This is a genomic window from Planococcus sp. CP5-4_YE (genome assembly GCF_019042655.1).
GTDB lineage: Bacteria > Bacillota > Bacilli > Bacillales_A > Planococcaceae > Planococcus.
This window is the reverse complement of record NZ_JAHPZO010000011.1, coordinates 68663-90176: the sequence shown is the minus strand read 5'-3', so window position 1 is coordinate 90176 and position 21514 is coordinate 68663. Positions and strand designations below refer to the sequence as shown.

The 21514-nt window shown below is 49.8% G+C and carries 19 protein-coding genes; 11 read left to right on the top strand and 8 right to left on the bottom strand.

The window, feature by feature from the left end; all coding sequences use genetic code 11:
- The first annotated feature begins 534 nt into the window (after window positions 1–534).
- Entirely contained in the window at window positions 535–2172 is a 1638-nt protein-coding gene (locus KTG14_RS12850) for a diguanylate cyclase domain-containing protein (protein ID WP_216971297.1), read from the top strand.
- A 189-nt stretch (window positions 2173–2361) separates the two neighbouring features.
- On the top strand, window positions 2362–3552 hold the full coding sequence (locus KTG14_RS12845; protein WP_216971296.1) for an MFS transporter: 1191 nt from the start codon (window positions 2362–2364) through the stop codon (window positions 3550–3552).
- A gap of 57 nt (window positions 3553–3609) precedes the next feature.
- On the opposite strand, the gene KTG14_RS12840 is transcribed toward KTG14_RS12845, so the two are convergent.
- Entirely contained in the window at window positions 3610–4026 is a 417-nt protein-coding gene (locus tag KTG14_RS12840) for a cupin domain-containing protein (RefSeq protein ID WP_101192008.1), read from the bottom strand.
- Between the two features lie 75 nt (window positions 4027–4101).
- Window positions 4102–5151 (bottom strand): NAD(P)/FAD-dependent oxidoreductase, encoded by a 1050-nt coding sequence (locus KTG14_RS12835; protein WP_216971295.1) that lies wholly within the window; start codon window positions 5149–5151, stop codon window positions 4102–4104.
- Between the two features lie 156 nt (window positions 5152–5307).
- On the opposite strand from KTG14_RS12835, the gene KTG14_RS12830 reads away from it, so the two are divergent.
- The 4 genes from KTG14_RS12830 (at window position 5308) to KTG14_RS12815 (ending at window position 9101) form a co-directional block, all read left to right on the top strand.
- On the top strand, window positions 5308–6099 hold the full coding sequence (locus KTG14_RS12830) for an ABC transporter ATP-binding protein (protein WP_058382374.1): 792 nt from the start codon (window positions 5308–5310) through the stop codon (window positions 6097–6099).
- Between the two features lie 7 nt (window positions 6100–6106).
- On the top strand, window positions 6107–7036 hold the full coding sequence (locus tag KTG14_RS12825) for an iron-hydroxamate ABC transporter substrate-binding protein (RefSeq protein WP_216971294.1): 930 nt from the start codon (window positions 6107–6109) through the stop codon (window positions 7034–7036).
- A 62-nt stretch (window positions 7037–7098) separates the two neighbouring features.
- Window positions 7099–8097: a FecCD family ABC transporter permease gene (locus KTG14_RS12820; RefSeq protein WP_216971293.1), complete on the top strand. Its 999-nt coding sequence runs from the start codon at window positions 7099–7101 to the stop codon at window positions 8095–8097.
- The gene (locus KTG14_RS12815) at window positions 8094–9101 is read left to right on the top strand and encodes a FecCD family ABC transporter permease (RefSeq protein ID WP_216971292.1); all 1008 of its coding nucleotides are present in this window, start codon (window positions 8094–8096) and stop codon (window positions 9099–9101) included. The genes KTG14_RS12820 and KTG14_RS12815 overlap by 4 nt, the downstream gene beginning before the upstream one ends.
- A 49-nt stretch (window positions 9102–9150) precedes the next feature.
- Here KTG14_RS12815 and nhaC read toward each other — a convergent pair whose 3' ends face one another.
- Window positions 9151–10620, bottom strand: a complete 1470-nt coding sequence (nhaC, locus tag KTG14_RS12810) for a Na+/H+ antiporter NhaC (protein WP_216971291.1) — start codon at window positions 10618–10620, stop codon at window positions 9151–9153.
- A 203-nt stretch (window positions 10621–10823) separates the two neighbouring features.
- Here nhaC and KTG14_RS12805 point away from each other — a divergent pair, with 203 nt between their 5' ends.
- The 3 genes from KTG14_RS12805 to KTG14_RS12795 all read left to right on the top strand — a co-directional run bounded on the left by KTG14_RS12805 (window position 10824) and on the right by KTG14_RS12795 (window position 13368).
- Entirely contained in the window at window positions 10824–11363 is a 540-nt protein-coding gene (locus KTG14_RS12805; protein WP_216971290.1) for a dihydrofolate reductase family protein, read from the top strand.
- A 104-nt stretch (window positions 11364–11467) separates the two neighbouring features.
- Complete coding sequence (gene mgtE, locus KTG14_RS12800; RefSeq protein WP_254178154.1) at window positions 11468–12814, top strand: magnesium transporter; 1347 nt, start codon at window positions 11468–11470, stop codon at window positions 12812–12814.
- Between the two features lie 140 nt (window positions 12815–12954).
- A complete protein-coding gene (locus tag KTG14_RS12795) occupies window positions 12955–13368 on the top strand; it encodes a DUF4395 domain-containing protein (RefSeq protein ID WP_216971288.1) in 414 nt (137 codons plus the stop codon).
- Window positions 13369–13418: 50 nt separating this feature from the next.
- On the opposite strand, the gene KTG14_RS12790 is transcribed toward KTG14_RS12795, so the two are convergent.
- The 3 genes from KTG14_RS12790 to KTG14_RS12780 all read right to left on the bottom strand — a co-directional run bounded on the left by KTG14_RS12790 (window position 13419) and on the right by KTG14_RS12780 (window position 17059).
- The gene (locus KTG14_RS12790; RefSeq protein ID WP_216971287.1) at window positions 13419–14696 is read right to left on the bottom strand and encodes a glutamate-5-semialdehyde dehydrogenase; all 1278 of its coding nucleotides are present in this window, start codon (window positions 14694–14696) and stop codon (window positions 13419–13421) included.
- A 29-nt stretch (window positions 14697–14725) separates the two neighbouring features.
- Entirely contained in the window at window positions 14726–15496 is a 771-nt protein-coding gene (proB, locus tag KTG14_RS12785) for a glutamate 5-kinase (RefSeq protein WP_068459313.1), read from the bottom strand.
- 525 nt (window positions 15497–16021) lie between these two features.
- Window positions 16022–17059, bottom strand: a complete 1038-nt coding sequence (locus KTG14_RS12780) for a hypothetical protein (protein ID WP_216971286.1) — start codon at window positions 17057–17059, stop codon at window positions 16022–16024.
- A gap of 425 nt (window positions 17060–17484) precedes the next feature.
- Between KTG14_RS12780 and KTG14_RS12775 the strand changes: the two genes are divergently transcribed.
- Window positions 17485–18336, top strand: coding sequence for a TetR/AcrR family transcriptional regulator (locus KTG14_RS12775; protein ID WP_216971285.1), 852 nt, complete (start codon window positions 17485–17487; stop codon window positions 18334–18336).
- Between the two features lie 244 nt (window positions 18337–18580).
- On the opposite strand, the gene KTG14_RS12770 is transcribed toward KTG14_RS12775, so the two are convergent.
- Both KTG14_RS12770 and KTG14_RS12765 read right to left on the bottom strand, forming a co-directional pair.
- Window positions 18581–19654, bottom strand: coding sequence for a branched-chain amino acid aminotransferase (locus KTG14_RS12770; protein WP_216971284.1), 1074 nt, complete (start codon window positions 19652–19654; stop codon window positions 18581–18583).
- A 115-nt stretch (window positions 19655–19769) separates the two neighbouring features.
- Window positions 19770–20384: an NUDIX hydrolase gene (locus KTG14_RS12765; protein ID WP_216971283.1), complete on the bottom strand. Its 615-nt coding sequence runs from the start codon at window positions 20382–20384 to the stop codon at window positions 19770–19772.
- 153 nt (window positions 20385–20537) lie between these two features.
- Between KTG14_RS12765 and KTG14_RS12760 the strand changes: the two genes are divergently transcribed.
- Complete coding sequence (locus KTG14_RS12760) at window positions 20538–21296, top strand: purine nucleoside phosphorylase YfiH/LACC1 family protein (RefSeq protein ID WP_216971282.1); 759 nt, start codon at window positions 20538–20540, stop codon at window positions 21294–21296.
- Window positions 21297–21514: the final 218 nt, after the last annotated feature.

Sequence of the window (21514 nt, the reverse complement as noted above, 5' to 3'; positions counted from 1 at the left end):
AACCCAACATGGTTCGCTCACTCCTTTTCTTTTTGTCAGTATACGCCGGTTCGCTGGAATTGAGTAGTCAAAAAAACCGACAGTGAAGCGGAAGCCGGCGACTCCTGCGGGAACAGCGCGAGCCGAAGACCCTGCAGGAGCGCCAGCGACGAAGCGGCTGAGGCCGTGCCCGCGGAAAGCGTCCGGCTGGAGCGAAACGCAAAAAAGCTGCCGAGGTTTCTCGACAGCCTGGAGAAACAGGCAGCTTTTGCTGCCTGTTTCTTTTTGCCTTCTTCCCCTTTTTATGCAGGACTTTGGATATGCTGATGACATTTGTAAAAATTAGTGGCTGTGTTTGTTTAAGTGATTATTTTTATAAATAGCTTTTAGCGGTATATGTCTATATTTCTATTGGATAATTAAAATCTGGACCTTGCTGGCATTTCCAAATTGAGGCTGGGACGCTCATATTTCTTCTTCCTTTTTTCACCTTTCAACAAGGACTTTTGATATACTATTTATTATTAGAAAATTACCTATTTTGAAAGGAACCATATGAAATCATTATTGCTTAGGAACTACTGGGGCTTGATATTTGCTATTTTCATTTTGTTGTTCGCCGCCGTTCTCAGCCTCCTCATTTCGGAAATAAGCACTAACCGCCTGGAAGAAGAACGCGGAAATTCTTTGTCGAGTATCGCTTTTCAAATGAAAGATCGTTTGGATCAGTATATGTGGGGACGTTATAGTGAAATTAAAACATTTGGAGAAATCGAAGAGCTTGAACTAGCGGTCTCTACAGATCAAAAGCGAGCGAAACTTGAAATGCTGCAAGAACAAGTGCCGGCATTTTCTTGGATCGGCATAACTGACGCGTCCGGCCTCGTTACCGCATCTACAGATGAGCTGCTAGAAGGCATGGACCTCTCCGAACGACCTATTTATACGCAAGCCCGTAAAACCGATTTTGTCGGCGATGTTCACGAAGCGCTTCTTTTGGCAGAGCTTTTGTCGAATCCCGGTAGCCGTGAGCTCGAGTTTGTCGATATCAGCGTGCCTATCATCCATTCTGACGGCTCGTTCGTTGGAGTGGTGGCTGCCCATTTAAGTTGGGAATGGGCAGAGGAAGTGATGCAATACGTATTGCGCCCTTTGAATCGCCAGGAAAATGAGTTGGAGGTCTTTGTTTTGAGCCCTGGCACCCAACGCGTCATCCTCGGTCCAGAAGCATTTCTTGGCAAGCAGCTTCCAATCGATTCCGCCTCTTTATCCAGTGGAAAAACAGGCTGGGTATTGGAGCAGTGGCCTGACGGGGAATCTTACCTCACTGGGTTTGCCGGTGGACGGACGAATTGGGATTATCCTGAGCTGCGATGGACTGTTTTAGTACGCCAGCCTGAAGAGATCGCCTTCGCTGCCGCCCGCGACTTGAGCCGCATTATCATGTTGAGTGGCTTGGCAAGCGCTGTTCTTTTTGCCTTCGCCGGTTGGTTGGTGGCTGGGCGCATCAGCCGCCCACTCAATGAAATCTCCAGAAAAGCGAAAGCGTTCCGCCAAGGGGAAAAATTGACTTTGCCGAAAAATACCGGGGTTCGCGAAATCGAAGACCTATCTAATTCGCTTGAAAGCCTGGTCATGACACTCGGTACCACGGAATCCGATCTCGTTCGCATGCAGGATTTGGCTCAGCGCGATCCGTTAACCGGCCTGCCGAATCGCATCGCACTTGAAGAAGCGGCAGATCGGATGATGAAAAAGGCGAACGCCGCAGAAGAGAAATTGGCTTTCTTCTATCTGGACTTGGACGGCTTTAAAAAAGCCAATGACAGCTTGGGCCATTTAGCGGGCGACCACGTACTTCAGAAAGTGGCCGAGCGGCTGATGGCGGAACTGCCTGAAGAAGCGTTCATTTCCCGTATTGGCGGAGATGAATTTGTCTTATTGTTTCCCTGCAAAGGTATGGGGGAACTATCGACAAAGCAATTGGCACAGCGGCTAATCGATCGGCTGAGCAAGCCGATTACCGTAGAGGCCGGGCGGGTGCAACTCGGGTGCAGCATTGGAATTGCCATCTATCCGGACAACGCCGAAAACCTTTACACTTTGCTCTCCTATGCAGATGCGGCACTTTACGTATCGAAGGAAAACGGCAAAAGCCAGACGACATTTTACAGGGACATCGCTTCAGGATGAGAAAACCGGAGCTTTTGGCCTTTTAATCGAATAAGAGCAAGGATCCACAAGCGCTGCCCTTTAAGGCAGCGCTTTTTCAAGTACCGTATATTGGACGGCACGCCCGGCGTCTGCTACGGTTAAGGGAGGCGAAAGCTTAAGATATATTACATATAGCGCTGTCATTGTGCTTTCGAAGGAGTCTTTCATTTGAGTAACAACAAACCTAAATTATGGACGCGGGACTTTATCGGCGTTTCCGTCGTCCATTTCCTGCTACTGCTCGTTTTTTATTTATTGATCGTTACGATCGCTTTATACGCCGTCGAAGAATACGGCGCTTCGACCAGTGAAGCCGGACTTGTTACCGGCATCTTTATCCTCGGTGCTTTGGCAGGGCGTTTGGTCATTGGCCGTACACTCGATATGATTGGCCGAAAACGCGCCTTGGTGCTCGGCTCTGCCCTTTTTGTCGGCATGACGGCACTGTATTTCCTGCCACTCGGCTTGCCTTTCTTGATGCTCAACCGCTTTTTGCACGGCGTGACGCTCGGCATTGCGAGCACTGCCGCTGGAACGATTGCGGCGCAAGTCATTCCGCACACGCGCAAAGGCGAAGGCATTGGCTATTTCAGCATGAGCGCTACGCTAGGTGCAGCTTTCGGGCCGTTTATCGGTTTGCTGATGAGCCAATGGACCGGCTATAACGCGATTTTTGCTGCCTGTGTCGCGATTGCAGTGTCTGCTCTGGCGCTCAGTACTTTTGTGAAAGTCCCGCCGCTGGAGAAACCGTCTGGCGGAGAAGCGAAATCCGGCTTCCAGCTTTCCAATTATTTAGAAGCGAATGCTGTACCGATTGCCATCGTCATGTTTTTGATCGCGCTCAGTTATTCGAGCGTTTTGTCCTTCATCAATTTTTACGCCAATGACAAAGGGCTAGTGGAAGCAGCGAGCTTCTTCTTCCTAGTGTATGCTGTCGTCATCCTGCTGACGCGGCCTTTTACGGGACGCATCATGGATTTGTACGGCGCCAATTACATTATGTATCCTGCGCTCGTGTCGCTTGCAGCGGGACTATTGCTGCTCAGTGTCGCCGATTCAGGCTTAGGGCTGTTATTTGCGGGTGCTTTGATCGGGCTTGGTTTCGGCAATATGCAATCGACGACGCAAGCGGTCGCCATCAAGCTGACGCCTCCCCACCGCATGGGGCTTGCGACATCGACTTTTTTTGTCGCGATGGACGGCGGGCTCGGCATGGGGCCGTATATCCTCGGCTTTATCATCCCGTTCACCGGCTACAGCGCGCTTTATGGATTGCTTGGAATCGCGGTATTCGCGTTGATCGTGCCGTATTATTTCCTCCACGGAAAAAAAGAACGCAAGCTCGCTTCCACGCATTGAACGGATGCAATATAAAAGAACGGCCGACAAGTCATGTCGGCCGTTCTTTATTTCAATTTATTCTTCCTCTTCTGCTGCGTCCGCTTCCGCTTTTGTTTCGTGCACTGTGCTGTGCGGATGTTCTGGCGGTGCATAGATGGAATAGATCTTCAGCGGCTTATCGCCTGTATTGGTGACGTTGTGCCATTTGCCTGCGGGGATGAGGATGGCGTAATCGTCTTCAGCTTTTTCTTCAAAGCTTAAATTGTCTTCGCTGTCGCCCATCTGCACGAGGCCTTCCCCTTCTTCGATGCGAAGGAATTGGTCGCCGTGTTCGTGGACTTCAAGCCCGATGTCATCGCCTGCTGCGATGCTCATCAATGTAACCTGCAAGTTTTTCCCGGTCCAAAGAGCGGTCCGGAACGTATCGTTTTGTTTTGTCGCATCTTCGATATTGACGACAAATGATTCAGCACCATAATCTTTTAATTCCATGTGTGGTTCCTCCTCCGATTTGTTGTTCTGTCCTGCTCTTCTCTACCCTGCGAGCATCGGACATAAACAAACCGTTCAGCACAAGGCTTGTTTTTTGAGCGCCTGGTTACGGGAGTTGAACACATCATTATGGGAAGACACCATGGCGATATTGGCAGCGTCCGGTTCGATGAACTTCTTCGCTTTATTGACGGCATTGGCGGCGTCGGTGAACGTGCCGGCGATCAAATTGAGCTTGCCGTCATGCTGGAGAATGTCCCCTGCCGCAAACACTCCCGGTACGGAAGTTTCGCTTGCCGGCGTGCCTTGTAAATAGAAGTCGTCTTTTGTTTCCAGATCGAGCGGGCTATTTTCGAGTAAGCTTGCATCACGCTCATAGCCGTGGTTGATGACGAGCTGGTCGACCGGGAGCATACGCCGTTCCCCCGTCACTTGGTTCATCACTTCCACGAGTTCCACTCGGTCGCCTGCATCCGATGCCACGAGCCGCGTGATGGCGGAATCCAGTAAGCACTCGGCGCGGCTTTCGAGCAATTGGCGCACTTGCGCTTCGTGTCCGGCCATTTCCGATTTCCGGTGGACGACATAGACTTTTTCGGCGATCGGCTCAAGCTCGTTCGCCCAGTCGACTGCCGAATTGCCCCCTCCTGAAATGAGCACCGTGCTGCCACGGAAACGCTCGAGTGTTTTGACGGTATAATTAAGGTTCGCCACTTCAAAGCGTTCGGCTCCTTCAATTTGCAGTTTCTGCGGTTTCAGGATGCCTCCACCGACTGCGACGATGACCGATTTCGAGTAATGGACTTCACCCGACGCCCCGGCGAGCACGAATAGTCCATCTTCGTTCTTATTCATGTTCTCCACTTTCTCATCCAAGCACACCGTCGGATCGAACGTCAGCCCTTGTTCAACCAACTGGGTGATCAGCTGTTCGCAGCGGATCGGCGTCTGCCCCCCGACGTCCCAGATCATTTTCTCCGGATACACATGGAGCTTGCCGCCAAGGCGCGGCTGGAACTCGATAATTTTCGTTTTCATGCCCCGAAGCCCGCTGTAGAAAGCTGAATACAAGCCGGCGGGACCTCCCCCGATGATGGTTACGTCAAAGATGTCGTGATTGGCCATTTTTTCCATCCCCGTTCTATAGTAAATTCCGATTGACAACGATTCTCAATAACTTTATAGTATACATTGTAATGAAAGTGAGAATCATTATCAACACATATCTCATTTTTATTTTTTTGCTCCAAAATTACGGTTTAACGAAAAGGAGGGCTGTCGATGGGACGCCTTTTTACAGAAAACCTGGAAGTCAGCTATGGCGAAAGGAAAATCGTCAAAGGCTTGTCCCTGTCGATTCCAGATAAAAAGATTACGGCAATCATCGGGCCGAACGGCTGTGGGAAATCAACTTTTTTGAAAGCGATGACACGCGTCATTCCCCACGAATCGGGTTCGGTCATTCTCGACGGCCAGCAAATTGCTGAAGAAAAGACGAAGCAATTGGCGAAAAAGCTTGCCATCTTGCCACAATCACCGGAAAACGCGGCTGGCCTGACCGTCGGCGAAATCGTCTCTTATGGCCGCTTCCCTTATCAAAAAGGATTCGGCAAGCTCAGCAAACGGGATTATGAAATGATCGACTGGGCACTCAATGTGACCGGCACGCAATTTTTCAAATATCACCCCGTTGATGCCTTATCCGGCGGCCAGCGCCAACGCGTCTGGATTGCCATGGCTTTGGCGCAGGAGACTGAAATGATTTTCCTCGATGAACCGACGACTTACCTCGATATGGCCCATCAATTGGAGATTCTTGAGCTTCTCCGCGAACTCAACGCCGAGGAAGAACGCACCATCGTCATGGTGCTGCACGATTTGAACCACGCCGCCCGCTTCGCCGACCATATCGTTGCAATGAAAGACGGCCAGATCATCAAGGCCGGATCACCCGAAGAAGTCATCGTTCCGGATGTCCTACGGGAAGTTTTCCGCATCGATGCGGAAATTGGCCTTGACCCCCGAACACAAAAACCGATTTGCCTAACATACAATTTAATTAAAGGAGCTTAACCAAATCATGAAAAAACTACTTATCTTGTCCATCGCATTGCTAGTTATGCTTGCGCTTGCCGCTTGCGGTTCTACAGAAGAAACGACAGAGGAAACGAGCGGTTCGGAAGGCGAAGCAAGCGGATCCGATACCATCCAATATGAATCTGAAAATGGCACAGTGGAAGTTCCGGCTGACCCGCAACGCGTGGTAGCCTTGGCTTACGGCGGAAACGTCATGGCACTTGATGTACCGCTTGCCGGCATCGACGCTTGGGCGATCGACAACCCGAACTACGAGCCATACTTGGACGGCGTAGAGGAAGTATCGGAAGAAAACCTGGAGAAAATCATCGAATTGGATCCGGATTTGATCATCGGTTACTCGACTCTTCAAAACGTCGATAAACTGGAACAAATTGCACCAACTGTGACTTACACTTACGGCAAAGTCGACTATTTGACACAGCACTTGGAAATCGGGAAACTATTGAATAAAGAAGACGAAGCACAAGCATACGTTGACGACTTTAAAGAACGCGCTCAAGCTGCGGGTGAAGAGATCAAAGCGGAGATTGGCGAAGAGACAACGGTATCCGTCATCGAGAACTTTGATAAGCAATTGTATGTATACGGCGACAACTGGGGCCGCGGCACCGAGATCCTGTATCAGGAAATGGGCTTGAACATGCCGGAAAAAGTTGAAGAAATGGCTCTTACTGATGGGTACTATGCCTTGTCACAAGAAGTCCTCCCTGAATATATGGGCGATTATGTAATCTTCAGCAAAGACTCCGAACAGGATAATTCCTTCCAGGAAACGGATCTTTACCAAAACACGCCAGCTGTAAAGAACGACCAAGTATTCGAAGTGGACGCGAAGAAATTCTATTTCAACGATCCAATTTCACTCGATTACCAGCTTGAGTTCTTCCAGGAAAAATTCCTTGGCCAATAATCACAAAAGGGATTCTGCCAAGCGGAATCCCTTTATCCTTTCTATAGAAAAGATGATGATGCATGCGTTATAATGCCCGTTTTTCATACATATTTGGAATCAGCCTGCTGGCACTTGTGCTAGCTTTTGTTGTGTCGATGGTCTTTGGGGCTGCTGATGTCAGCCTGAATAACCTCTGGCTGGCGCTGTTTTCCGACAACACCGGACAGCAAATTTCGGTCATCCAGGAAATTCGCCTGCCGCGTGAAGTGGCCGCGATTTTCGTCGGGGCAGCACTCGCCGTCTCAGGCGCGATCATGCAAGGTATGACCCGCAACCCTCTGGCGGATCCCGGACTGCTCGGTTTAACTGCCGGGGCAAACGCGGCATTGGCCGCGACATTGGCATTTATCCCCGGCGCTAATTATTTTGGCATCATGATCGCCTGCTTTATCGGTGCGGCCATCGGAGCCGGGCTCGTCTTCGGCATCGGGGCTTCGCGTCGCGGCGGGTTCTCGCCATTTCGCATTGTCCTTGCCGGAGCGGCGGTATCGGCATTTTTGACCGCCATTGCAGAAGCGATCGGCTTATTGTTCAAAATCTCCAAAGATGTCTCTATGTGGACTGCCGGCGGCTTGATCGGCACATCTTGGGGGCAGCTGCAGATTATCATTCCGTTTATCACGATTGCTTTGTTTGTCGCATTATTGCTGTCCCGCCAACTGGCGGTGTTGAGTTTGAGTGAAGAAGCGGCAATCGGGCTTGGCCAAAAGACCGGCCAGATCAAAGCAATGCTGTTTGTGGTCGTCACCTTGCTTGCCGGCGCTGCAGTCGCTTTGGCCGGCAATTTGGCATTCATCGGCTTGATGATTCCGCATATCGTCCGCGTGATCGTCGGCAGCGATTACCGCTTCATCATTCCGATGTCTGCCGTCACGGGCGCCATTTTCATGCTGCTCGCCGATTTGTTCGGCCGTACGGTCAACGCACCATTTGAAACGCCGGTCGCAGCGGTGGTTGCCATGCTCGGCTTGCCGTTCTTCCTGCTCATCGTCCGTAAGGGTGGAGGTGCGTTCACATGATCCAACAACATTTAATCCGCAAGCAGCGCATCACTTTGCTCGTGCTCACCATTATCCTGTTGATTACCGCTGTCTTGAGTTTAGGGCTTGGCTATTCGACGCTCGGTTTCGGCAGAATTGTACCCGTCTTGCTCGGCCAGGGTGATTTTAAAGAAGAATTTGTGCTCTTCTCTATCCGGATGCCCAGGCTGCTCATTACGTTCCTGGCAGGAATGGCACTCGCTTTGTCGGGCGCAGTGCTGCAGAGCATCACGCGCAATGATTTGGCAGATCCGGGCATCATCGGCATCAATTCCGGTGCTGGCGTCGCCATTGCCATTTTCTTTTTGTTCATCCCTGTGGAGCCAGGCTCTTTTGCGTTCTTGATGCCGTTCGTCGCGTTTCTCGGCGCTTTCATCACCGCCATCCTGATTTACCTATTTTCCCGCGATCCACGCACAGGCCTTCAACCGGTTCGTCTCGTACTCGTCGGCATCGGTTTTTCGATGGCCTTATCCGGCGTCATGATCGTTTTGATTTCATCTGCAGAACGAGAAAAAGTGGATTTCATAGCCCAGTGGCTCGCAGGTTCCATTTGGGGCACCGACTGGCCGTTTATCCTGGCGCTTTTGCCTTGGCTTGTCGTGTTGATTCCGTTTGTTTTATATAAAGCGAACCGGCTGAACATCCTCGGGCTTGGCGAATCCGCCGCCATCGGTCTCGGGCTCAATATCGGCAAAGAACGCGCCGTCCTTTTGCTTGCGGCCGTCGCGCTCGCTGCCGCTGCTGTTTCTGTCACCGGGAGCATCGCCTTTATCGGCTTGATGGCCCCGCACCTCGCAAAAGCGCTTGTCGGGCCGCGCCATCAATTGTTCCTGCCCGTCGCCATCTTGCTCGGCGGCTGGCTGCTGCTTGCAGCTGATACGATCGGCCGCAACCTGCTTGAACCGTCGGGCATTCCGGCTGGCGTCATGGCAGCATTGATCGGCGCACCGTATTTTGTTTATTTATTGATGAAAAAATAAAAAACGGCTCATGCCCCTCCAAAAAGGGACATGAGCCGTTTTGCTGTTGTTACACCGGTTCTTGCTGCGCATCCATTTCCATGCGCGCTTCGCGGTCTTTAAGTTTCTGCATTTCCTCATCGGTCATGAATTCGACTTTCCAACCGAGGAAGGCCATCAGGATGGCGATGATCGGCACCGAGTAATTCAGTACCGCGTACGGCGCATAGGCGAATGGATGCACCGCTAGTGTCGCCAGGATAAACACGCCGCATGTATTCCACGGAATGAATGGCGAGGTGATCGTCCCGCCGTCTTCAAGTGCCCGCGACAGGTTTTTCGAATGCAAGCCCTGGTCTTGGTATGCCCGCGCATACATCCGCCCAGGCAATAGAATCGAAATATACTGTTCAGACGCCGTGACGTTCGTTAAGAACGCGGACGCCACAGTCGCAGCGATTAGGCTGCCGGCTGTTTTTGCCAGCATCAAGATCTTGGTGACAATCGATTTCAACATGCCTGTATGTTCCAACACGCCGCCAAACGTCATGGCGAAAATCGTCAAGGAAATCACGAACATCATCGAATCGATGCCGCCTCTATTGAACAAGGAATCGACGACTTCGTTGCCAGACGTGATGACATAGCCATCATGCAGCGCATTGACCGCTTCTGCAACCGATCCGCCCTGCACCAAGATATGGCACAGCCAGCCCAGCACGATGCCGATGCCTAGTGCCGGCAATGCCGGCACTTTCTTCATCACCAAGACGATGACCGCCAAAGGCACGAGCAAGAGCCACGGCGAGATAACAAAATTCTCTTCAAGCGACGCCAGGATGGTATTGATATTGCCGCTGTCGACCGAGTTCCCGGCAAACTGGCGGCCGAGGAAAAAGTAAGCGCCGAGGGCAATGATCATGCCTGGAATAGTCGTGTAGATCATGTGGCGGATATGGACGAACAAATTGGTGTTCGTGACGCCTGCTGCCAAGTTGGTTGTGTCAGATAGCGGTGACATCTTGTCTCCGAAATAAGAACCCGAGATGACCGCTCCAGCGACCATTGCCGCCGGAATTCCCATACTTGCTCCAATGCCCATCCCGGCGATGCCCACGGTGCCCATCGTCGACCAGGAACTGCCGATCGCACCGGCAACCAGTGCGCAGATCAAACAAATCGTAACGAGGAATAAAGACGGCGTAATGATTTTCAGGCCATAATAAATCATTGTCGCGACAATGCCTCCGCCGATCCACGAAGCGATGATCATGCCGACCATGATGATAATGACCAAAGCCGGAAGCGCGAGACGGATGCCCTTATAGGCCCCTTCTTCAATCATATGCCAGCGATACCCCAACCGCCAGGCGATGATGACCGCAATGGTCGTGCCAAGAAGCAAAGGAATATGCGGGCTGCCTTCGAAAATGATGATTGTCACAGCCATGGCCGCCACCATGAAAATCAGCGGCAGCAAAGCCAGCCAAAAAGGCACTTCAATCTCCTGTTGATTTGGACGTTTTTTCTCCTCTGTCATGTTCTCTAACCCCTTTGTAAAATGGAATGATTGCTTGTATTTATTTTGCCACTATACTGATTTCATTGCCATATAAATTTTCAGATTAAACCGATTTTTCGGAATTCGGAATAGTTCAAAGCAGGATTCTCCTCAGCCCGCCCCGAAGTGTAATCGTATTGCCTAAGCTTCCGGCATCCTATTGTGGAAAGGAGAAGATGAACATGGGGAAACTGACTGTTTCGATGTATGTCACACTCGACGGCGTCATGGAAGAGCCCTCGTGGACAGCTGCTTATTGGGACGATGAACTCGCCCAGTTTCAACTGGGCCAGCTATACCGGAATGATGCTTTGCTGCTCGGGCGCGTCACATATGAAGGGTTTGCTGCCACTTGGCCGAATGCCGAAGATGAACATGGCTTTGCGGATCGTATGAATGAGATTCCGAAATATGTCGTGTCGACTACATTGAAGCGGACCGAGTGGAATGCACGCCTGATCAATCATGACTTCGTCTGCGAGATCAAAAAGTTGAAGAAAACCGGCCAGCGCTTACTCGTGTATGGCAGCGGCGAACTCATCGACACCTTGATCGAACATGATTTGGTCGACGAATTGCATTTGATGACCTTTCCACTGCTATTGGGCGAAGGAAAAAACCTGTTTCGGGATGGCGTATCGCCCAAAGCCTTCAAATTACTGAAAAGTTTTTCGACCGACCAAGGGGTCTTGATCGCCAATTATGCGCCTGAACGGCAATGAAGATATTTTAAAAACTAATGAGCGTGACCGTCTCCCTTTTGGGGAAAGAAGAAATGAGGCCGCCTCGCACTTATGGCCATCCCGGAAGGAGCTGCCGTCTTGCGATGACAGAAAACGAAATCACTTTAGCGTTAATCCAATCATTAAAAGACGGGCGGACGCAGGACTTCCAGCACATTCTCGATGAGCTGCAGCCTTATGACATCGCCGTCCAATACCGCCATTTGCCAGAAAAGCACCATGAGCGCTTTTTGCTTCATCTGACGGTCCGGCAATTGACCGAGCTCATGCAGGAACTTCACCGGAACGAACAAGTGCGTTTGCTTGAACGGATGTCGATGGACCAATCGACCAAAGTGCTCGACTTGATGGATAACGACGATCTTGTCTCGCTATTATCCGATTTGGAGCCGCATATCATCGAAGACCTTCTATCGCGCATGAACCGCGACGAATCTTCCTACATCCAAAAGACCATGAACTACCCGCCGGAAACAGCGGGCCGCATCATGAACAACCGCTATGTCTGGATTCCGCAGCATTATACGATCCGGGAAGCGATCGATAAGATCCGCGATTTCGCGGAAATTGCCGAGTACTTGAACTATTTATATGTGGTCGATGACGACAAGAAGCTGCTTGGGGTCGTTTCTTATAAAGATTTGATTCTCGGGGAACTCGATGAACAAATTGACGATGTTATGTATACACGCGTCGTCAAAGTCGATGCCTTGACCGACCAGGAAATCGCCGCAGACATAATCGGCCGCTACGATTTCATCACTTTGCCGGTCGTCGATACAGAAAACCGGCTGCTCGGCATCATCACGGTTGATGATGTCATTGATGTCGTCTTGCAGGAAGCGAATGAAGACATCGAAAAGCTTTCCGCATCCGGTAAATCCATCGACTTCCAGACTCCCCCTTTTGTCGCGGCTTACCGCCGTTTGCCTTGGCTGATTTTGCTCTTATTTATCGGGCTGATTTCCGGCGGCATCATCAGCCGCTTTGAAGACACCTTGCAGACGGTTGTCGCCTTGGCGTTCTTCATGCCCATGATTGCCGGCATGACCGGCAATACCGGCACGCAGTCGCTCGCGGTCGTCGTTCGCGGCCTGGTCGCCCAGCAGCCTGACAAAAAAGGCACATTCAAGCTCATCTTGCGTGAATTATGGGTCGGCATCATCATCGGCGTCACTTGTGCCGTGTTGATTTTGCTCATCGCCTACATTTGGCAAGGCAGCCTGGTGCTCGGGCTCGTCGTCGGCAGTTCATTACTTTTGACCTTGATCATCGGGACGCTCGCCGGCACCATCATCCCGCTCATCCTGTATCGTTTGAAAATAGACCCGGCTGTCGCCTCAGGGCCGCTGATCACGACCATCAATGATATTTTCTCGCTGCTCATTTATTTCGGGCTTGCTTCGCTGTTCATCTCTCGATTGATGTGAACAGTGTTTTTTTGAGCTGTTTTCTTTATTCCGAGTAATCAACTATGTATAATAAGGAGAAACTTTATGCAAACCTATTCTCCTGCCCATGCGGCTTGATTCAGAGCCGATCAGCCATACAAAACTCGGAGGGATTAAATATGACCATTCCAAAACCGCTCGTCCAGCTCAATCAAGCTTTTCTTGTCATCACTACGTTAATCGGACTCATTGTTCATCCGCTCATCTTGCTCGTACCTTTTGTCATTGGAGCCATTACCTTGATCACGAAGAAAAACCCGGTGATCGCATTCGGCAGACGCTTTTTGCCGAATCCACCTAGCAGTTATCTCCAGGAAGACCGCGACCAGCAATTGTTCAACCAATGGATTGCCACTGTCTGCCTCGGTCTCGCCTTGCTGTTTTCCGCAGCCGGGTTATCAATTATCGCTACCGTCTTCGGAGCGATGGTCATTGTCGCGGCTGGTGTCGCGCTTATGGGCTATTGCATCGGCTGCACCGTGCGCTACCAGCTCATGATGTGGAAACACCGCCGGGCGAAAACGAATTATTGAACGCTTTATAAATGAACAGAAAAAAGCGGAGACCGCAGTCTCCGCTTTTTTTATTTTATTTGGCCGTTGCCTTTGATGATATATTTTGTTGAAGTCAGTGCTGGCAACCCCATCGGCCCGCGTGCATGGAGCTTTTGCGTACTGATGCCGATTTCGGCGCCGAAGCCGAATTCAAAACCGTCCGTAAAGCGCGTCGACGCGTTATGGTAGACCGCTGCTGCATCCACTTCCGTGAAGAATTGCTGGACGTTTTCCGCATGTTCCGAAATGATTGCCTCGGAATGCTTCGTGCCGTACTGATTGATATGCTTGACCACTTCATCTACGCTTCCTACCGTTTTCAGCGCGAGTTCATAAGCCAAGTATTCAGTGCCCCAGTCTGCTTCTTCGGCCGGGATGATGTCGATGCCTGCTTGCTGCGCAGCTTCATCGCCGTGGATTTTCACGTCTTTTGCCTGCAAGGCTTCGATCAATTCCGGCAGATGCTGCTCGGCCCATTTCTCGTGAACGAGAATGGTTTCGCACGAGTTGCAGACGGATGGACGCTGGGTTTTCGCATTCAATGCGATATTGATCGCCATGTCCTTGTCTGCCGTTTCATCGATATAGACGTGGCAATTGCCTGCGCCTGTCTCAAGTACCGGCACGGTCGAATTCTGGACGACCGTCTTGATCAAGTTGGCGCCGCCGCGCGGAATTAACACATCCAAATAATCGTTCAGCTTGAACATGGCAGATGCTGCTTCACGGCTCGTATCTTCGAGCAATTGCACCGAATCCACTGGCAATTCGCTTTGTTCAAGCGCGCGGTGAATGACCGCTACAATCGCCGTGTTCGAGTGAATCGCTGTTGAACTGCCGCGCAGGACGACCGCGTTGCCGGTTTTCAAGCACAGGCTCGACGCATCTACTGTGACGTTCGGGCGGGCTTCATAAATCATGCCCACCACGCCAAGCGGTACGCGTACTTTGCTCATATCGAGACCATTCGGCTGTTGCCAATGCTCAAGTACTTCGCCGACCGGGTCTGTCAGTTTGGTCAATTGGATCAGCGCATCCGCCATATCTGCTAAGCGCTCTTCATCGAGCTTGAGGCGGTCAACGAGCGATTCACTCATGCCATTCGCACGTCCCGCTTCAATGTCTTTCAAGTTTTCTTTCAAGATAAACGCTTTTTCAGCCATTAATTGCTGGGAGATGAGTTCTAATGCTTTATCTTTCAGGGTGGTGTCGGCTTTAGCGAGTTCCCCCGCTGCCGCTTTCGCTAGTTTCGCTTTTTGTACCAGTTCTGTCTCCAAATGTGCTTCCTTTTGAAGAACTTCTGTCATCCAATCTTCTCCTTTCGAATTTCCGTTCCTTACGCTAATTCTTTAACGGGTTTTGCGATATACGTCCCGTCGCCGTTGCCATTCATGATCTCAACCAATTTTTCGTCGCCTTCTCCTGTGCCGATAAATACGTCGACGCCGAAGTTGTGCGCTGTTTTGGCGGCTTCCACTTTCGTTTTCATACCGCCCGTCCCTACATCTGACCCAGCGCCCGATGCCGCTTCCATTAACTCATCCGGAATATCTTTCAGGTGGGTATATCGTTCAGCGGCTGGGTTGGTTTTTGGATTATCTGCATAGATGCCGTTGATGTCCGTCAGAATGATCAATTGGTCTGCACGGACAAGGCCGCTGACAAGTGCCGAAAGCATATCGTTATCGCCGAAGGTCAATTCCTCGACTGCCACCGAATCGTTTTCGTTGATGACCGGCATCATGCCGCGCTCCAATAATTTCGAAATGGTATCGTCTGCTTTTTGGTACAAGTCTTTCGTCAACAATAATTGCGCAGAGACGATATCGAAATTCTTGAATTCCGTCGCGTACGCTTGTGCGAGCAAGCTTTGTCCAACAGCTGCTGCGGATTGCTTGTCGACTACTGTATCTGGACGGGATAAATACCCCATGCTTGTGCATCCGGCTGCAACTGCGCCAGATGAGATCAAGATGACATCATGGCCTGCTTCTTTCAAGCGAGCCAATGCCCCCACGTGTTCGCGCAACTTCGTGATGGACAATTTACCGTGGCTGTCCGTCAATGAGCTGCTTCCTATTTTCACTACTATTCTTTTCTTTTCCATTGTTACAGTCACCACCCGATTTTGATTATTTAATGAGCTCTCCCATTACGATCAAAAGCGGAAGAACCCAGTCTCCGTAAAACGCTTTACAATGGCTGACTTAGTGTCGTCTGATAATAAGAATTATTATGCAATTAAATGAATTTTAAGTCAACTATTAATTTTGGAAATACTTATATAACGGTTATCGAAACAATAAAAATTACATATTTATGAATATTTATTCAAAATACACGTTTCATTATAAACCATTTCCAGTTCCGGAGATGGCGGATGCGTATTCTTCGCCGATCATAAATTCCAACCGGCAGCTGATCGCCTGCAACACGCCAATCACAAGTGGCAAGTGTAACATAACCAGAAGGTATTTCAAGTTCAGGGAGGGGATTTCGCCTCATGTAAGGGCTTTCATTTTACATATAAAATAGGTATAAAGTTTTATTTAAGAATCAACAAAAGCCCGTACCACAAGGGATACGGGCAAAACGCGCACAAGTGTTGCTATTTCATTCTAAAGTACCACAGTCAATGCGGCGGCGTTTCCACTGGCTGGCGCCGCTTTCCTGCTCGCCGATACCCTTGAATAACATCACTTAAAGTCCCGAAGATCATCATCACTAAGATGGCGCCGAAAATCCAGGTCAGGGCATTGGTTCCGCCAAATGTCTCGGTGAGGAATTGGCGAAATTCCGGATTGAGCAATTGAGAATTGGTGAAGATCAAGATGAACACGAGCACGGAAACCGTTTGTACCGCGGCGTTGAATGTGGCCAGCCGATAATTCCAATAGCCTGCGCGCCATTGCCAGATGGCAAGCGACAATTCCAGCACGATGACGAGTGCAATGAATGGCCAATAGGACACCAGCACATCTTGGTTGAATACCGCCATTTGAAAGCGCAAGCCTTCCCCATTGTCAGTGTAGATGCCGAGCACTTTATCGGCATTGAAATAGACCGTCGTCCAGATAACCATCCAGATCAAACTGCCGAAAACCTGGCTTTTCGCCACTTTCGCTTCAACCGGTTCGAGCAGCGCCTCCTGCCCTCCCCACTCTTTCAAGTCATCAGGCGTCCATTCTTCCATCGTTAGCCCGAGCGGCGTCTCCACGCCCGATTTATCCGCCCAGTCCATCACGGCGACAACAAGCGTGACCCAGAACAAAGTCTGCATGATGGTATTGAAAATCGCGCTGATGATATTGCCAATCAATGAAACGAGCACCGTGACCAGCGTCTCGGCCTGGCCGACTCCCGAAACGATGCTGACAATGGTCACGACGATAAGCGTAATCAGGACAGCCAGCGGAATGACCAGCCGCAGCAAGCGCACATACAAATCGAAATAGCGCGGGCCGATCAAATAACGCCTCACTTTACCGTAATGCTCCGCCATCAGTGCCGGATGGCCGAATTCCTGAAGGACTATCCGCTCCTCGTTTTCGGTACTGTTTGCCGTAAGCCGTTCCGATAATTTTTTTCTCAGATCTTGTTCAGCTTGCTGCCGTTTGTTTTGCGGTAGCCGTTCGAGCACTGCCCGGATATATCGTTCGCTTAGCTTCATGACCCCATCTCCTTTTGAGGCAAGCTTATTATTAGCTCTATCATGAAGGATTTTTCTGGAAAAAACAATAAGATTAAACTGAAAATTCGGTTTTTATCAGAAAATCAAGTATTACAATGTCTTCTCTACTTAATCGTGTGAAGGAACGTATAGAAGCGAGCAAGCCCCACTAAGAAAATGTATATTTTTTCGTGTACCTTCGCCTACGGCAACTTAGCTATACTCTATTGGAACATCTATTTATCTTTGATTGCCTTATTGAATAAATACCGTCAAAGGTTACAATTAAAGTTCATAACCAAATGGCGATTTTTCAGGACACCTTGCATCAATTCTCCCTTTCTTTAACGAAACCCCTTTAACATCAGACATCAACAACCGAATGGCCAGATGTCGAAGAAGCGATATGAAAAGAGGAATCGATTATGCCAAAAAAGCAACAAATTTTAGGATCGGCCTTGCAGCTTTTTGCAGAAAGAGGCATTGAAGCAACGTCTGTTCAACACATCACAGAAGATGCGGGTATCTCAAAGGGCGCATTCTATTTATCTTTTCCATCCAAAGAATCATTGATTAAAGAAATCATCGATTCATTCATGAGGGGATTGGTCGCTGATATTGATCAAGTAGTCAATAGCCCTAAAAATGCAGATGAAAAGCTCCGTCTATATTTTCTTGCCCATTTAGCCCTGCTCGAAAAGCATGCCGACTTCGCCAAAATCTACGCACAGGAGCCGATGCATGCCCTGAACGAGGAAATCCTGGAGAAGCTCATCCATTACGACGCCTGGATCGACCGTTCGCTGCTGGCTTTATTGGACGAGTTGCATGGGGAACAGCTACAGGGCCGGCGCTATGACTTGCTTATTTCTATCAAAGGCTTCGTGCGCATTTATTCGCAGCTAGTGTTGTTCCACCCTTACCCGCACGATATCGGAAAAATTGCAGATCTCCTCGTGGAAAAAACCAATGTGCTGGCAGCTTACTCCCATACCGCTTACCTGACGGAAGAAATGGTCGAATTGCCGATGCCTGGCCCTGAAGAAGTGACCACCTCTGAAAAGTTGCTGATGGTGATCGATGAATTGCTAGAAGACGAGCAGCACCCGCCGCTCATCGCCGAATCGATCTCGCTGCTCGCTGAGGAGATCCAATCTGACACACCAAGACGCGCCATCCTCCACGGCTTGCAGGCCAATATCTACGATTACGCCCCTGCCAAATGGTTGTCATACCTCCTGAAGAAATACGAACAGAAAAAAAGCCCGTACAATTGATGTCCGGGCTTTTTCAAAGTGTTGAAGAAGTCTAATAATCTGCTATAAATTAGAATGTACTTTTTTTCTACATTCAAAAATCAATGATCTATCTAAGTATTTGGAGAAGCGTTCGCTCGACTCCAGTGGTAAAGCGAGACGACCGAGACCCCGCAAGACGCGAAGCGGCTGAGGAGGCTTGGGCGCGAGCCCACGGAAAGCGAGCGACAAGCTTCGGAAAATACGGCTTTTTACATGCACTGATTTAGTTGATTTCCACGGTCCAGTCCAGTGTATCTTCGACTTTGCCGGTCTGGATGCCAGTAATCGTATCGTACAGTTTTTGCGACAACTCACCGATTTCGTGGTTGTTGATGATCATTTTCTGGCCTTGCCAGTTGAGTTCGCCGACCGGGGAAATGACCGCAGCCGTCCCCGTGCCAAAGACTTCCTCGACTTTTCCGGCTTGGTACGCTTCGTAAAGTTCATCGATGGCCATGCGTTTTTCCGTCACTGGAATTCCCCATGAGTTCAATAATTCGATGATTGACATGCGCGTGATGCCTTTCAAAATACTGCCATTGAGTTCAGGGGTGAACACTTCGCCATCGATTTTAAAGAAGATATTCATGCTGCCGACTTCTTCGATATAGCGCTTCTCGACACCATCGAGCCATAAGACGTCTGCGTTGCCTTCTTTCTTGGCATTCGCTTGCGCCTGATAGCCGGAAGAATAGTTCCCGGCCGTTTTCGCCATCCCCGTGCCGCCTTTGACTGCACGCGTGAACTTATCTTCTACATGAATGACCACGGGTTGCAGGCCCCCCGGGAAATACGAGCCGACAGGCGACAGAATGACCATATATTTATATGTAGATGAGGGCCCCACTGCCAAATTTGCATCAGTCGAGATGATGTATGGGCGGATATAAAGAGAAGTACCTGGTGTTTTCGGCACCCAGTCTTTTTCGAGCTTGATCAATTGCTTCATATGCTCTAGCGCCAATTCTTCATCGATTGCCGGGATGCTAAGACGCTCGCTCGACAAATTGAGTCTTTCAAAGTTCTTCTCCGGACGGAACAGCAATACGCGCCCGTCTTCTGTGCGATAGGCCTTCATGCCTTCAAAAACCGTTTGGCCGTAATGGAAGATCATCGCTGCCGGATCCAAAGAAATCGGGCCATAAGGTACAATCTTCGGTTCATGCCACCCTTTATTCGTTTCGTATTCCATGATGTACATATAATCAGTGAAAGTTTGGCCGAATGGAATCTGGTCTTGCGCCGGCTTGTCTTTCTTCGCAGTATTCTCGATTACTTCCAATTGATAAGTCGTCATGGTCATATCCCCTTTTGCAGTATGTTTTTATTTTCACGATTTCGAATAATTATACACACTTTGCTAAGTACTTAAAAGGCTGTTAGCCGAATTCACTAAATATCGGCCAATCGGCTCAGCGGATCAATTCCATAAAATGCATAAGAATTTTCGCTGTTAGCCCCCAAATGACGCGGTCTTCGTATAAATAGAAAAATTCATCCACTTGACGTGCCCGCCAGCTATAGTTTTCGCCGCCGGCAATCAAGTCATACGGAAAACTTTCCTCCGGCTGAATATCGAAATCGATGCGGTAAACACGCGGCTCGTTTTCTAGGAAAAATTGAAGCGGCACCGTGAAGACCGTATCGACTTCTGCCGCGTTCGGCACAAAATCCGTTTCGGGGTCGATAAACCCTGCAAACGAATAAACAATCATGCCAAATGGCGAAACGATGTAATCGAGTGGAAACACATTGCTGATTGCCTCTTTTTGGATGCCGAGCTCTTCCATCGTCTCACGCAAAGCCGTTTCTTGCTCATCTTCATCCCCATGGTCGATGCGCCCACCTGGGAAACAGATTTCCCCCGGCTGCCGCCTCATTTCAAACGAACGCACTTCAAACAGGATATGGACGCCGTCTTCTTTTTCAATCAATGGAAGAAGGATCGCATATTTCGAGAAATCCCGGTTGCCGAGTACTTCCGGCACCCGTCCTTGGACTTTTTTCAAAATCTTTTCCGGCTCCATGCCATCACCTCGACTTTCTTTCTTCTTATCTTACCAAATAATCGAAGCACCCGGCCTTCCAATCACTTCGGAATGATGAAAAACGCGGATTCTCTTGCCAGCTATTGGCGAACGAACCGAGCCTTCGCTACAATGGGAGCGGAGGGGATAGACTTGAACCGAAAAACTTATATCGACAACGATTTCTATACAGCGGGCATAACCGTAAAAAATCCGCAGACAAGCGGCGGTAATAACCTCGCGCTCCACGCCGGAGACCACCGCGAGCATTCACTCGAGAACCGGGAAACCTTACTTTCCGCGCTCGGTTACACAATGGATGAACTCGTCTGTGCCAATCAAACCCACAGCAAGCATTTTCAAAAAGTGTCGCATGCGGACGCAGGCAAAGGTGCACGGACAGTAGATAATGCGATTGCTGATACTGATGCGCTCTATACACGCGACACCGGGCTTGTTCTCTCGAGTTTCGCCGCCGATTGCGTGCCGGTAACTTTCTATCACGTAACAGAAGAGTTGGTCGGCGCTGTGCATTCCGGATGGCAAGGAACCGTAAAAGAACTTGTGCCAAGCTTGTTTGACCATTTAACCACCAATGAACACTGTGCGCCGGAAGGCTTCCGCGTCCAAATCGGCATGGCGCTGAGCCAGGAGAAGTTTGAAGTGGATGAAGACGTCTACGTAAAATTCAAAGCACTCGGCTATGCCGATCCGTTCATCGAATTCAATGAAGAAACCGGGAAATACCATATCGACAATCAGCTCACCGTCAAAACCCAGCTGGAACGCGCAGGCATTCCCGCCGAACAGATTCATATCGACCGGAGCTGCACCTTCAAAAGCCCGGACGGCTTCTCTTACCGCGAAGACAAACAATGCGGCCGCCATATGGCTTATATCGTCAAGAAATAGCAAAAAGCTCTTCCGCATAGGGAGAGCTTTTCGTGTTTTTAGAGTATATGCGATAGCTAAACTTTTTCGTTTCTGTGAGCAGTCACTGTTCATTCATCACATAAATAATCGCAGCCTCGCTTGGGGTTGAGCTTTCGCAATGAGCCAGAAACCCGCTGTCTCATTACTTCGCTTCACCCGTATGCGCGAGGTTGCTTTTTGATTTCATTGAATTAAAT